Raw genomic sequence first — 12,279 nt, 5'->3', positions numbered from 1 at the left:
GATCGGTGGTAGGTCTTGGGCATGGCGGTCATCGACATCAACGCCGACCTCGGCGAGGGGTTCGGCATCTGGGAGCTGGGCGACGACCTGGCGTTGCTCGACGTCATCACGAGCGCGAACGTGGCGTGCGGGTTCCATGCCGGCGATCCGCTCATCATGCGGCGGGTGTGCGCCGCGTCGGTGGAGCGCGGCGTGACGATCGGAGCCCAGGTCTCCTACCGGGACCTGGCGGGGTTCGGCCGCCGCGAGATGGACGTGGCGCCGCCGGAGCTCACCGCCGAGGTGCTCTACCAGATCGCCGCTCTGGACGGCATCGCGCGCGCGGAGGGCGGCCGCGTGAGCTATGTGAAGCCCCATGGCGCGCTGTACAACCGCATCGCCCGCGACGCCGTGCAGGCCGCTGCGGTGGCGGACGCGGTGCGCGCCTACGACGCGACATTGCCTCTGCTGACGCTCCCCGGGTCGGCCGTGCACGAGGTCGCCGAAGGGCTGACGGTGGTGGCCGAATGCTTCGCCGATCGCGCCTACACGCCATCGGGCGGGCTCGTGTCGCGCCGTGAGCCCGGCGCGGTCGTGCACGATGCGGACGCCGTCGTGCAGAGGGCGGTGCGGATGGCGGTGGAGGGAACGGTCGTCGCGGTGGACGGCACCGAGGTCCCCCTTCAGGCGCGTTCCATCTGCGTGCACGGTGACACACCCGGCGCGGTGGCGCTCGCAGAGTCGGTCCGGTCCGCGCTGTCCGGCGCGGGCGTCGCGCTGGAGCCGTTCGCGTGAGAGTCCTAAGGGCCGGTGATGCGGCCCTCCTCGTGGAGACCGGTGACCTGGCGACGGCCCATCGGCTGAACGCGGCGCTGCGCGAGGCGTCATGGCCCGGCGTGGTGGACGTCGTCCCGGGCGAGCAGACCGTCCTGGTGGTGGCCGACCCGTCCGCCGACCTCGACCGTCTCGCGGCCCGGCTGCCGGACCTGGCGCTGCCCGACGACGCGGAGGGCGACGCCGAACCGGTCGAGATCCCCGTGGTCTACGACGGGGAGGACCTCGACGAGGTGGCGGCCCTCACCGGGCTGTCGCGGGAGGAGGTCGTCCGCAGGCACGCGTCCGGTGCGTACACGGTCGCCTACCTGGGCTTCTCGCCCGGCTTCGGCTACCTGACGGGCCTGGACCCGGCGCTGCACGTGGCGCGCCGCGAGTCGCCGCGCACGGCGGTCCCGGCGGGGTCGGTGGCGATCGCGGGACGGTACGCGGCCGTCTACCCGTCCCGGTCGCCGGGCGGCTGGCGGCTCCTCGGCAGGAGCCGGCTGCCGTTGTGGGACGTGACGCGCGAACCGCCGTCCCTGCTGCGGCCGGGGACGCGCGTCCGGTTCGTCCCGGAGGAGCCTTCTTGATCGAGGTCGTCCGGCCCGGCCCGCTGGCGACCGTCCAGGATCTCGGCAGGCCCGGCTTCGCCCACCTCGGCGTGCCGCGTTCGGGCGCGGCCGACGAGCGCGCCCTGCGCCTCGCCAACCGGCTCGTCGGCAACTCCGAAGGCGCGGCGTGCGTGGAGTTCACCTTCGGCGGCGGCTCCGTGCGCTTCCACGAGGACGCCTGGGTGGCCGTCACGGGTGCTCCCTCGCCGATGTGCATCGACGGGCGCGCGCACGGGACGAACGCGCCGTGCCATGTGCGGCGGGGAGGCGTGCTGGACCTGGGCACGCCCGCGCACGGTCTGCGCAGTTACCTCGCCGTGCGCGGCGGCATAACGGTCGACCCTGTGCTCGGGAGTATGTCGACCGACCTGCTGTCGGGTCTCGGGCCCGCACCGCTGTCGCCCGGCGCCCGCCTTCCGGTGGGGTCTGCGGCGGATCTGGGCGCCATCACCGTGGACGTGGCGCCGGTCCCAGGCATGCTGGAGACGCCGGCCCTGCGCATTCTGCCCGGCCCACGCGCCGACTGGTTCACCGAGGACGCGATGGCGACGCTCACGTCGGCGCCTTACCAGGTGTCACCGGACAGCAACCGGGTGGGCATCAGGCTCGACGGGCCCCCGCTGGCGCGGTCGCGGCGTGGGGAACTGGGCAGCGAGGGCATGGTCACCGGCTCGGTCCAGGTGCCGCCCAGCGGCCTGCCCATCGTCTTCCTGGCCGACCATCCGACGACCGGCGGCTACCCGGTCGTCGCGGTGCTCGCCGCGGCGTCGGTGCCGGACGCGGCGCAACTGCGTCCAGGGCAGCGCGTCCGGTTCCGGACCTGACGCCGCCCCCGGTCAGGACGGCCGCACCGGTCAGGACGGCGGCCCGGTCAGGACAGCGGCGCGGGCGCGGACCCGTCCAGATGCGAGACGTCGTTGAACCCGCGGATCGACGACAGGCCGTCCTTCCACACCAGCACCGAGATCGACCCGTTGTCGGGGGTGAGGAACGCGAACGGCCGGGACCCGGTGGCGGCCGCGAGCGCCTGCCCGATCACGCCGCCGTGGGTGAACACCGCCACGCGCCCGCCGGGGTGGGCGGCGGCGACCCGGCCGAGGCCCTCCCGGACGCGGGCGGCGAACGCCTCGTCGGACTCCGCGCCGGGGATGACGTCCCAGCGCTCCTCCGCGACCATGCGCTGGGCGACCGGGTCGTTCTCGGCGACCATCTTGCGGAACAGGCCGCCCTCCCACTCGCCGAGATGCACCTCGCGCAGGGCGGGTTCGACGCGCGGCTCGATGCCGAGCTTGCGCGCCAGCGGGGCGGCGGTCTGCGCGGTCCTGCGGAGCGGGGTCACGTAGAGGGCGTCCAGCCGGGTCGACGCGAGCCGCTCCGCGACCCGGTCGGCCTGCTCGCGGCCCTCGGGCGCCAGTTCGGGATCGCCCTGGCCGTCCACCAGCGGGAACGGCGCGTCGGGGCGGGCCGGTGCGGAGGCCCCGTGCCGGATCAGCAGCAGTTCGGTCGCGCCTTCCGGCGGCTGGTAACGCTTCTGCCGGTATTCGACCGGCTGGTCCCGCTCGTCCACGGAAGGCACCTTATGCGGGCGGTCCGTGGGCGCGTCACGCCGGGGTGCGAAGGATGCCGCGCGGCCCGGCGCGCCGCCGACGGTCAGGCCAGGAGCCGCCCCAGGCGTTCCCGCTCGGCCTGGAGAGGCTCGGCCGGGATGTCTTCGAACGCCGTCACGGCCGGGTTCCCGTCCTTCGCCTCCCACACCCCGGCGACGCGTCCCTCGTGCAGGACGACCGGGGAGATCCAGCCGCCCGTACGGCTCACCTCGGAGCGCCGCTCGACCGGGATCAGATAGAGGGCGTTGGTTCCCGCTCCCAGGACGTACTGATCGAACGACCCCAGGAGCCGTACCGACGTGGCCGGTACGGTGTCCACGAGTTCATCGAGGTGCTCCTCCAGCACGAGCATGGGCACGCCCTCGACCTCGACCGTGGACAGCCCGTCCGCGGCGGCGTCGAACCAGCCCTTCACGTCCTTCTTCCGGTTGCCCTTGCGCATGAGCCAGTTGTCGAACATCTCGGGCGTGGCGGGACCGTGCGCACCGAGGTAGGCGTGGATGACCGTACGGGCGGCCTCTTCCACGGGCGGCAGCCCCTTCCAGGCGGGCAGCCAATGCTCCGGTGCCGTGAACGTGACCCGTGTTCCCTGCGGCGGCCCGTAGCAGAGGACGCCCCACCAGGCCAGCGGCTTGAGGAGCGTGCCCCACCCGGAGCCCAGCACCTCCGCGAGGTGCCGCGAGCCGGTCTCCTCCATCACGGCGGTGGTCAGCTCCTCGCGCGTGAGAGCGCCCCCGCCCGCGAGCGCTTCGGCGGCGGCTCCGGCGATCGCCTCCAGATCGGCGGGGGTCGCGCCGAAGGTCCGCTGCCAGGTCGCCTTCTCCCAGTTGCGGACGGCGGCGCACAGCACGAGGTAGGCGGCGACCTCGTCCGCCGGAAGCAGGTGCAGCGTGCCGCGCATGGCCCACGTCTTCACGAGCGTCCTGTCGTCCAGGACCGCGCTCGCCACCTCACCGGGCCTGGGCGTCTCCTGACGGACCGCCACGGCGAGCTCGGCGGCGGAGGCGACCTGCGCCTGCACGCCCGCCAGGCGCCGCGCGATGTCGACGGCCGAGACGTCGCCGGGCGGTTCGATGTACTGCCGCCGCATCCGCCAGGCCAGCACCTGCGCCCACGTAACCGAGGTCATCACCCGATTAGACACCGGGCCGCCGACAGAATCGCCCGGCGCTGGGCTCAGGCCAGGCGGTGGCTGAGCTCGGCGAAGGCGTCGCGCACGTCGTCGGCCGTCAGCAGGGTCAGGTCGGCGGCGGTCGCGGCGGATCCGAGCCCGGCCGCCCGCAGCGCCCGGCACGCGCACGCCTTCTCGTACAGGGACCGCGCGAAGCGGCCGTTGCCGAGCTCGTCGATGCGGCCCGTCCCGCAGACGTGCTGGAAGACCAGCGCGAGGTCGTCGAGGGCGCGCTCCTCCCACTGGTCGCCGCCCTGCTCGGCTATGAGCTGGGCTATGCGCAGCAGTTCGTCGGGCCCGTAGGAGGGGAAGTCCACGCGGACGTCGAAGCGGGACGCGAGCCCCGGGTTGGACGCCAGGAAGCGGTTCATGTCGGCCTCGTATCCGGCGAGGACGACCACGAGGCGGTCCCGGTCGTCCTCGGCGCGCTTCAGCAGGACCTGCACCGCCTCGGCGCCGAACGCGTCGCCGCCCGAGTAGCCCGGGTTGGTCAGCGCGTATGCCTCGTCGACGAACAGCACGCCGCCGAGCGCCGAGTCGACGACCTTGTTCGTCTTCAGGGCCGTCGCGCCGAGGTGCTCGCCCACGAGGTCGGCGCGCTGCGCCTCGACCACCTCCGGCCGCGCGAGCAGCCCGAACGCCGCGAAGATCCGGCCGAGGACCCGCGCGACCGTCGTCTTGCCCGTCCCCGGCGGGCCGGTGAACACGAAGTGCCGCGTCGGGGGCCGCGCGACGAGCCCCTGCTCGCGGCGCATCCGCGCCACCTGGAGCTGCGCGGCGATCTCCCGGACCTGCCGCTTCACCGGTTCGAGCCCGATCATCGCGTCCAGCGAGCCGAGCGCCTCGTCCAGCGTCGGCGTCTCGGCGTAGCCGCGGTACCGCTCGGTCACCTCCGCGAATGCCGTCTCGACGTCCTCTTCGAGCAGGGTGACGAGGTCGTCCGCGCTCGGCGCGGCCGGTTCGCCGGACGACGCGACGGCGTCGACGACCCGTACGTCACGCGCGCGCGCCGCCGCCTCGGTGAGCGTGCGGACGAACCTTCCGTTGCCCAGTTCGTCGACGATGCCGCGGCGCTCGACCTCCTCGAAGCGGTCGGACAGCCGGTCGCGGGCGCCGGGCGAGAGGCGGTCCTCGCGGAGGCCCGTGTGGTACTCGGCGATCTGGAGGAGCTCGGCGGGCCGGTACGAGGGGAAGTGCACGCGGGTGCCGAAGCGGGACGCGAGGCCTGGGTTGGAGCCGAGGAACTCCTCCATCTGCGCGTCGTATCCGGCGAGGATGATCACCAGGTTGTCGCGGTCGTCCTCGGCGCGCTTGAGGAGCGCCTGCACGGCCTCGTCGCCGAACCGGTCGGGCTGTCCTTCGGCGGAGTTGACGAGGGCGTACGCCTCGTCGATGAAGAGAAGCCCGCCCAGTGCGGAGTCGACGAGCCGGTTGGTCTTGATGGCGGTGGCGCCCAGGAACTCCCCGACGAGGTCGGCTCGGTGGGCCTCCACCACCGTCTGCCGGGGCAGCAGCCCGAACGCGTAGAAGATCTTCGCGAGGACGCGCGCGACGGTGGTCTTGCCGGTGCCGGGCGGTCCCACGAACACGAAGTGCCGCATGGGCTTCTCCGTGGGGACGCCGGCGGCGGCGCGCATGTGCGCGGCCTCGATGGACGCGGCGATGGAGCGCACCTGCCGCTTGACCGGCTCCAGCCCGATCATGGCCTCGAGCTCGGCGAGGGCCTCCGCGACGGAGATGCCCGGTTCGTCCGTCCCGCCGGCGTCGCCGGTCGCCGCTGCGTCCACGGCACCGGCGGCTTCGGCCGCCTGAGCCGCCGCACGCGGCCGCTGGGCCGCCTGCGCGGCCGCCGGGGCCCCGGAGGACGGGCCGGACGCGTCGTCGCGCGAGGCGCCGGATGAGGGCCGCGCGGACCCGCCGGTATCCCGCCGGTCGGGCCGGTCGCGCTTCTCCGGGCCGGAGGGGTTCCGCCGAGATGCCACCGTCGCGTCCCCCTTCGGGGCGGCCTGCTCCTGCACCCAGCCGGTCTCGTACGCCTCGGCCGGAACCGCGCGCCGCGCCTGGTCCCAGCGGTAGGCGAGCACCGCGAAGGCCGCGGCCCATCCCGGCAGCACGCTCGCCTGCGGAAGCGGATGCGCGATCGCCGCGGTCGCCACCCCCGCCGCGCCGAGCGCGAGCAGCGCCGTCCGCCAGGGCGCGTACCCGCGCAGGCGGAAGGCCATGAACGCCACCGGCAGGGCCAGCAGCGCGAGCAGCAGTTCCGGGCCCAGGTAGGGCGGGTGCCCGCCGTCCGGGTACAGCCGGCCCAGCGGCACCGACAGCGCCAGCCATGACGCGACGACCGCGACCACCGCCATCCCGGTGGGCGAGCGGAGCGTCAGGTGGACGACGATGAGCAGGATGACCGCGAACGCCGCCGTGCCGAGGACCGGCCCGCCCGCGACGACCACCGCCGCCAGCACGAGCGCGACCAGCAGGACCCCGCCGAGGAACCGCAGCCCCGCCGGGATCTGGAAGTAGCGCCAGCGCAGGCGCTCGAAGAGATCCCGCGCCGCGGCGTCCTTCGCCGGGCGGGAGCGGGACCTGCCAAACAAAGCCATCAATAAGCGAGTAAAGCGCAGGACAGGCCCGAACGGGACTCCCCGCGCCGCGTTCATTGACTCCGGTGGAGGCCGCCCGGTCGGGAGTCCTGTTCGCACCGCCGCGAGACCAGGACATTTGTCCTGCGAAGAACCAGAGGTTCGGCTCTTCAGCCTGCCATGGCGCGGTCCGTAGCGTCACGGACATGACAGTCCAGACGACGGAGGCGGCGAGCGCGGTGGAGTTCGCCGGCGTCACCAAGAGCTACGGCGCCGTGCGGGCGGTGGACGGCCTCGACCTGCGGCTCGACCGCGGGACGTCGGTGGCGCTCCTCGGGCCGAACGGCGCCGGCAAGTCGACCGCGATCGGCATGCTCCTCGGCCTGCTGCAACCGGACTCCGGCATGATCACGCTCCTGGGCACGCCCCCTGAGCAGGCGGTGCGAGCCGGTCGTGTCGGGGCGATGCCGCAGAGCGGCAGGTTGATCGGCGGGGTCACCGTACGGGAACTGCTCGGTTTCGTCAGGCTCGCCTATGCGAGAAAGGCCAAAGCGATCGGGCGCGCCTCCACCGTGCCCGCCCTGGGCGAGTTGATGGAGACGGCGCGGATCACGGAACTCGCCGGGCGGAAGGCCGACCGGTTGTCGGGCGGGCAGGCGCAGCGGGTCAGGTTCGCGATCGCCATGGCGGGCGCGCCCGACCTCGTCGTGCTGGACGAGCCCACCACGGGTCTCGACATCGAGGCACGGCGGGAACTGTGGGCGGCCGTCCGCGGATACGCGGAAAGGGGCGGCACGGTGCTGTTCTCCACGCACTACCTGGAGGAGGCCGACGACCATGCGGACCGCATCGTCGTCATGGACCGCGGACGGGTCGTCGCCGACGGCACGAGCGACGGCATCAAGCGGCGCGTGCCGGGCCGCACGGTCAGCTTCGACCTGATAGGCCGCGCGCCGTCCCTGGACGTCCTGCCGGGCGTCGTCAGCTGCGAGGTCGGCGGCGGCCGGGCCAGGCTCCACACCACCGACTCCGACGCGACCGTCCTGGCGCTCGCCGAGGCGGGCCTCGTCCGGAACCTGGAGGTGACGGGCGCCCGGCTGGAGGAGGCGTTCCTCACCCTGACCCATGCCCGCGGCGCGCACGCGGAGGGAGGCGCACGATGATCGTGCACTACGTCCGGCTGGAGATGGTGCGTCTCCTGCGCGACCCCGGCTACCTGGTGATGAGCCTGGTCTCGCCGCTGACCATGTACCTGGTGTTCACCTCGCTGGACCTGACCGGTGACTCCGGGCAGGGCGGCGCGGTGTACTCGATGGTGGGCATGGCCGGCTTCGGCGCCATCGGCGCGGTCATGGGCAGTGGCGTCGCCATAGCCGAGGACAAGCCGATCGGCTGGATACGGCAGCTCCGCCTCCTACCGCTACGGCCACTGGACGTCGTCGTCGGGCGGGCGCTGTGCGCGATGGTCGTCACCCTCCCGCCGATCCTGTCGGTGTGCCTTGCAGGAGCCCTGGTGAACGGGGTGTCGCTCGGCGCCGGGCAGTGGGCCGCCGTTCTGGTGCTGCTGTGGGCGGGCATCGCGCCGATCGCCGTGCTCGCCATCGGGCTTGGCTATCTGCTCACGGGCCAGCAGGCGCAGATGGCGGGGCTCGTCTACTACATGGGCCTGTCCCTGCTCGGCGGCCTGTGGGTCCCCATCTCGAAGTTCCCCGGCTGGCTGGAACGCCTCGCCACCGCCACCCCCATCAACCGCTATGGGGAGCTCTCCTGGCGCGTTACCGACGGCGACGCTCCGTCCCTTACAGGGGTACTAGTCCTCGCCGGATGGGCGGTCCTGTTCGCTGCGGTCGCCGTGTACGGCTACCGGCGCTCGGCGCGTTCGGCGTGAGCGTCCCCATCCGCGTACCGTTTGCGCGTGAGCGAGGAGAGCACCGGGTGAGGCTCTGGAAGGACGCCCCGCCCCGGCGGACGCCCGACCTGGACCTGGACAAACTGGACCGCAACGGCCCCGAGGGCGGCGCGTTCGTCTTCTGGCTGATCATCCTGCTGTGGCCGCTGCGCGACATCGTCGAGGGCCGGTCGCACCCCGTGTGGCTGGCCGTCCTCGCGCTGCTCGCGTTCGCGGCCGTGCACATCGCCGTGGCCCGCACCGCGTTCGACGGGCGGGTGCCGATCAAGGTGCCGGTGGGGCTGCTGCTCGTGGAGGCGGGCGTGGCGTCCGCCGCCACAGCCGGGTTCCAGCACCGGTGGTTCACGCTGTGGCCGCTGCTGGGGCTGGCCACCGGCATCGTCGTGGGGCACATGCCGCGCCAGACGAAGGGCCCGGAACTGCCGATGCTCGTCGGCATCGGAGGCGTCTCTGCGCTGTGCATCCTCGTCTCCACGGCCGCCGGGGAGGACGCGCAGACCGTCCTGGGCAGTTGGTACGGCGTGGTCACCGCAGCGCTGGTGACGGCGGTCGTGCTGCGCCTGTTCACCGTCATCGGCATGCTCCGTGCGGCGCGCGAGGAGCTGGCGAAGGCGGCCGTCGAGCAGGAACGGCTCCGCTTCTCCCGTGACCTGCACGACCTGCTCGGCCACACGCTGTCGGTCATGGTGGTGAAGGCGCAGGCCGTCCGGCTGGTCGCCGAGCGCGATCCCGCGGTGGCCGCCGAGCAGGCCGCCGACATCGAGAAGGTCGGGCGGCAGGCCCTCGGCGAGGTGCGCCAGGCGGTCTCCGGCTACCGCGGGCGCGGCCTTGCCGAGGAGCTCGACGCGGCGGTCACCGCGCTGGCGGACGCGTGCGTGGACGCGGCCGTCCGCCGGGCCGGGCCGCCGCTGCCGCCGGAACCGGACGCGCTGCTCGGCTGGGCGGTGCGGGAGGGCGTCACGAACGTGATCCGGCATAGCGGCGCCCGGAGCTGCGCCATCGCGATCCGCAACGACGGCGGCAGCGCGACCGTGGAGATCAGCGACGACGGGACCGGCCCGGGCCGGAACGCCGCCGCCGGAGCGGTCGGCGCCGCGCACGCGGCCACCGGCCGGGACGGCGGTGACGGCGACCGGTCCCGCGCGGAGCCCCAGGGGCTCTCGCTGGGCTCCGGCGGGCACGGCCTGCGGGGGCTGGCGGAACGGATGGAGGCCGCCGGCGGCACCCTCCGCACGGGGCCCGCGCCCGGCGGCGGGTTCCTGCTGACGGCCACCGTGCCGATCTGACGGGTGCCGCCGGCGCGGACCAGCGGACCAGGGCGGCGCGGCGGCCGGACGGCGCGCCGCGACGCCGGTGGAGAATGGGGCCTGGAGGAAGCCCGTGATCAAAGTTCTGCTCGCCGAGGACCAGGGCATGATGCGCGGCGCGCTCGCGCTGCTGCTGGGCCTCGAAGAGGACCTGGAGGTCGTCGCGCAGGTCGGCGACGGCGCGCGGGTGCTCGAAGAGGCCCTGCGGACGCGCCCGGACGTGGCGGTGCTCGACATCGAGATGCCGGGCCGCAGCGGCCTCGACGTGGCGGCCGACCTGCGCCGCGAACTGCCGGGCTGCAAGGTCCTCATCGTCACCACGTTCGGCCGTCCCGGCTACCTGCGGCGGGCGATGGAGGCGGGCGCGAGCGGCTTCCTGGTGAAGGACGGCCCGATCGAGGACCTCGTCGCCGCGCTCCGGCGCGTCCTGGCCGGCGAGCAGGTCGTCGACCCCGCGCTGGCGACCGCCGCGCTGTCGGTGGGACCGAACCCGCTGACCGAGCGGGAGCGGGACGTGCTGACCGCCGCGTCCGACGGCGCGACCATCGCCGACATCGCCGGGCGGCTGCACCTGTCGGAGAGCACCGTCCGCAACTACCTGTCCTCGGCGATCGGCAAGACGGGTGCGCGCAATCGCATCGAGGCGGTGGGGACGGCCCGCCACAATGGCTGGCTGTGACCACCGAACACGTCCCTGAGGACGCCCCTTCCACCGGCCCGGCCGACGCGCTGCCCGGTCTCGATCCCGCTACCCCTGCGCATAGGGACGCCACGCGCGCGGCTGGCTACGAGATCGAGCGGGAGCTGCGGGACGCGCTCGCCGGAGGCGACCGCCCGGTCAGGATCGCGGGCGTGGACGAGGTCGGCCGCGGCGCCTGGGCGGGCCCCGTCGTGGTGTGCGCCGCGATGACCGACCTCAGCGCGCCGCCGGTGCTGCGCGGGCGCGGTGACCGGACCGTCGCGCTGACCGACTCCAAGCTGCTCACGGCCGCGCATCGCGCGTCGTTCGCCGAGGTGCTTCCGGGATGGCTCGCCGGGCACGCCATCGGCGCGTCCGCGCCGGAGGAGATCGACGAGGTCGGCATGACCGAGGCGCTGAGGCGCGCCGCCGTGCGCGCGCTGGAGGCGCTGCCGCACCCGCCGGACGTGGTGATCCTGGACGGCAAGCACGACTTCCTGCGCCGCCCCTGGCGGGTGCGCTGCGAGATCAAGGCGGACCAGCGGTCGGTGACGGTCGCGGCGGCGTCCGTCCTGGCGAAGGTCCACCGGGACGGCCTGATGGCGGATCTGGAGCACGAGCATCCCGGCTACGGGTTCGCCGACAGCGCCGGATACCCGTCTCCCGTCCACCAGCGGGCACTGGAGGAGTCCGGGCCCACCCCGCACCACCGGCTCTCCTGGTCCTACCTCGACGACCTGCCGCGATGGCGGCACCTGAAGAAGCACCGCGACCCGCTCGCCGGGGAGGGGCAGCTCAGCCTCCTGTGAGGGCGCCTCCGCGCGGGCGCATGAGTCATCCCCCTCAGCCCGGGTACGCGTCGGTCTACGGGAGGTGCAAGCCATGGACGCCGTCATCAAGAAGCTGCTGCGCGAGTCCGGCGAGACGTTCGCGGAGGAGGCCGGGATCCCGCTGAAGGACCAGCCCGCGGCGCTGTTCAAGCTGCTCGTCATGGCGAACCTGCTGAGCGCCCGCATCTCGTCGGACATCGCGCTCGCGGCCGCGCGGGAGCTGTTCGAGGCGGGCGGCGGGACGCCGCGCGGCATGGCGAAGCTGACCTGGCAGGAACGCGTGGACGCGCTGGGGCGCGGCCACTACGTCCGCTATGACGAGAGCACCGCGACGCGGCTCGGGGACATGGCGGAGATAGTCCAGGACAAGTACAAGGGGGACCTGCGCAAGCTCGCCATAGAGGCGGGACGCGATCCGCACAAGGCCGCCGAGCTGCTCCAGGAGTTCCCCGGCATCGGGCCGACGGGCGTCGACATCTTCTGCCGGGAGGCCCAGGCGATGTGGCCGTGGCTGCGCCCCTACGTCGACTCGCAGGTCAAGAAGGGCGCGGAGCGGGTGGGGCTGCCCACCGACGCCGGCAAGCTCGCCTCCAAGGTCCCGGAGAAGGACCTGGCGCGGCTGAGCGCCGCACTGGTACGCGTGGCCCGCGACAAGAAGCTTGCCGACGCCGTCAAGGCCTGATACGCGCGCCCGGCGCGCCGGCGGCGCGGCGTTATGCGGCCCAGCCCCCCGGCCGCGCGCTGGCGGCGCCCGGCCCACGCGCCTATGGTCTCGCGGGAGGCTCGTCGGA

General features: G+C 73.8%; 12 protein-coding genes. 9 read left to right on the top strand and 3 right to left on the bottom strand.

The window, feature by feature from the left end:
• Window positions 1-21: 21 nt before the first annotated feature.
• Genes ABT299_RS26495 through ABT299_RS26485 form a run of 3 tightly spaced genes read left to right on the top strand, consistent with a single transcriptional unit; the run spans window position 22 to window position 2,230 of the window.
• Window positions 22-774, top strand: coding sequence for a LamB/YcsF family protein (locus ABT299_RS26495; RefSeq protein WP_500252365.1), 753 nt, complete (start codon window positions 22-24; stop codon window positions 772-774).
• Entirely contained in the window at window positions 771-1,385 is a 615-nt protein-coding gene (pxpB, locus tag ABT299_RS26490; RefSeq protein WP_190858023.1) for a 5-oxoprolinase subunit PxpB, read from the top strand. Before ABT299_RS26495 ends, pxpB begins: the two co-directional genes overlap by 4 nt.
• The gene (locus tag ABT299_RS26485; protein ID WP_500252364.1) at window positions 1,382-2,230 is read left to right on the top strand and encodes a 5-oxoprolinase subunit C family protein; all 849 of its coding nucleotides are present in this window, start codon (window positions 1,382-1,384) and stop codon (window positions 2,228-2,230) included. The genes pxpB and ABT299_RS26485 overlap by 4 nt, the downstream gene beginning before the upstream one ends.
• A gap of 47 nt (window positions 2,231-2,277) precedes the next feature.
• Here the strand turns inward: ABT299_RS26485 and ABT299_RS26480 are convergent, their stop codons facing one another.
• From ABT299_RS26480 to ABT299_RS26470, 3 genes are all read right to left on the bottom strand, one after another.
• Window positions 2,278-2,973, bottom strand: coding sequence for a histidine phosphatase family protein (locus ABT299_RS26480; protein WP_433247422.1), 696 nt, complete (start codon window positions 2,971-2,973; stop codon window positions 2,278-2,280).
• An 83-nt stretch (window positions 2,974-3,056) separates the two neighbouring features.
• Window positions 3,057-4,142, bottom strand: coding sequence for a winged helix DNA-binding domain-containing protein (locus ABT299_RS26475; protein WP_500252363.1), 1,086 nt, complete (start codon window positions 4,140-4,142; stop codon window positions 3,057-3,059).
• 47 nt (window positions 4,143-4,189) lie between these two features.
• Window positions 4,190-6,784 carry an AAA family ATPase gene (locus ABT299_RS26470; protein ID WP_500252362.1) on the bottom strand — a complete coding sequence of 865 codons (2,595 nt, stop codon included), beginning with the start codon at window positions 6,782-6,784 and terminating at the stop codon, window positions 4,190-4,192.
• Between the two features lie 185 nt (window positions 6,785-6,969).
• On the opposite strand from ABT299_RS26470, the gene ABT299_RS26465 reads away from it, so the two are divergent.
• The 6 genes from ABT299_RS26465 (at window position 6,970) to ABT299_RS26440 (ending at window position 12,170) form a co-directional block, all read left to right on the top strand.
• On the top strand, window positions 6,970-7,926 hold the full coding sequence (locus tag ABT299_RS26465) for an ABC transporter ATP-binding protein (RefSeq protein WP_500252361.1): 957 nt from the start codon (window positions 6,970-6,972) through the stop codon (window positions 7,924-7,926).
• Window positions 7,923-8,651 carry an ABC transporter permease gene (locus ABT299_RS26460; RefSeq protein ID WP_500252360.1) on the top strand — a complete coding sequence of 243 codons (729 nt, stop codon included), beginning with the start codon at window positions 7,923-7,925 and terminating at the stop codon, window positions 8,649-8,651. Before ABT299_RS26465 ends, ABT299_RS26460 begins: the two co-directional genes overlap by 4 nt.
• Before the next feature lie 47 nt (window positions 8,652-8,698).
• Window positions 8,699-9,958, top strand: coding sequence for a sensor histidine kinase (locus ABT299_RS26455; protein ID WP_500252359.1), 1,260 nt, complete (start codon window positions 8,699-8,701; stop codon window positions 9,956-9,958).
• Between the two features lie 94 nt (window positions 9,959-10,052).
• Window positions 10,053-10,658: a response regulator gene (locus tag ABT299_RS26450; protein WP_190858039.1), complete on the top strand. Its 606-nt coding sequence runs from the start codon at window positions 10,053-10,055 to the stop codon at window positions 10,656-10,658.
• A gap of 50 nt (window positions 10,659-10,708) precedes the next feature.
• Complete coding sequence (gene rnhB, locus ABT299_RS26445) at window positions 10,709-11,467, top strand: ribonuclease HII (RefSeq protein WP_500252398.1); 759 nt, start codon at window positions 10,709-10,711, stop codon at window positions 11,465-11,467.
• Window positions 11,468-11,540: 73 nt separating this feature from the next.
• A complete protein-coding gene (locus ABT299_RS26440; RefSeq protein WP_190858041.1) occupies window positions 11,541-12,170 on the top strand; it encodes an HhH-GDP family DNA glycosylase in 630 nt (209 codons plus the stop codon).
• The last annotated feature ends 109 nt before the right edge of the window (window positions 12,171-12,279 follow it).

This window comes from Spirillospora sp. NPDC000708 (assembly GCF_040299565.1).
GTDB lineage: Bacteria > Actinomycetota > Actinomycetes > Streptosporangiales > Streptosporangiaceae > Spirillospora.
This window is presented reverse-complemented; position numbering and strand designations above follow the sequence as displayed.

Excerpts from the sequence above, each read along its gene's own strand:
- ABT299_RS26465 (WP_500252361.1), top strand. The coding sequence starts at position 6,970 with ATGACAGTCCAGACGACGGAGGCGGCGAGCGCGGTGGAGTTCGCCGGC.
- ABT299_RS26470 (WP_500252362.1), bottom strand. The coding sequence starts at position 6,784 with ATGGCTTTGTTTGGCAGGTCCCGCTCCCGCCCGGCGAAGGACGCCGCG.
- ABT299_RS26475 (WP_500252363.1), bottom strand. The coding sequence starts at position 4,142 with ATGACCTCGGTTACGTGGGCGCAGGTGCTGGCCTGGCGGATGCGGCGG.
- ABT299_RS26440 (WP_190858041.1), top strand. The coding sequence starts at position 11,541 with ATGGACGCCGTCATCAAGAAGCTGCTGCGCGAGTCCGGCGAGACGTTC.
- ABT299_RS26495 (WP_500252365.1), top strand. The coding sequence starts at position 22 with ATGGCGGTCATCGACATCAACGCCGACCTCGGCGAGGGGTTCGGCATC.
- ABT299_RS26460 (WP_500252360.1), top strand. The coding sequence starts at position 7,923 with ATGATCGTGCACTACGTCCGGCTGGAGATGGTGCGTCTCCTGCGCGAC.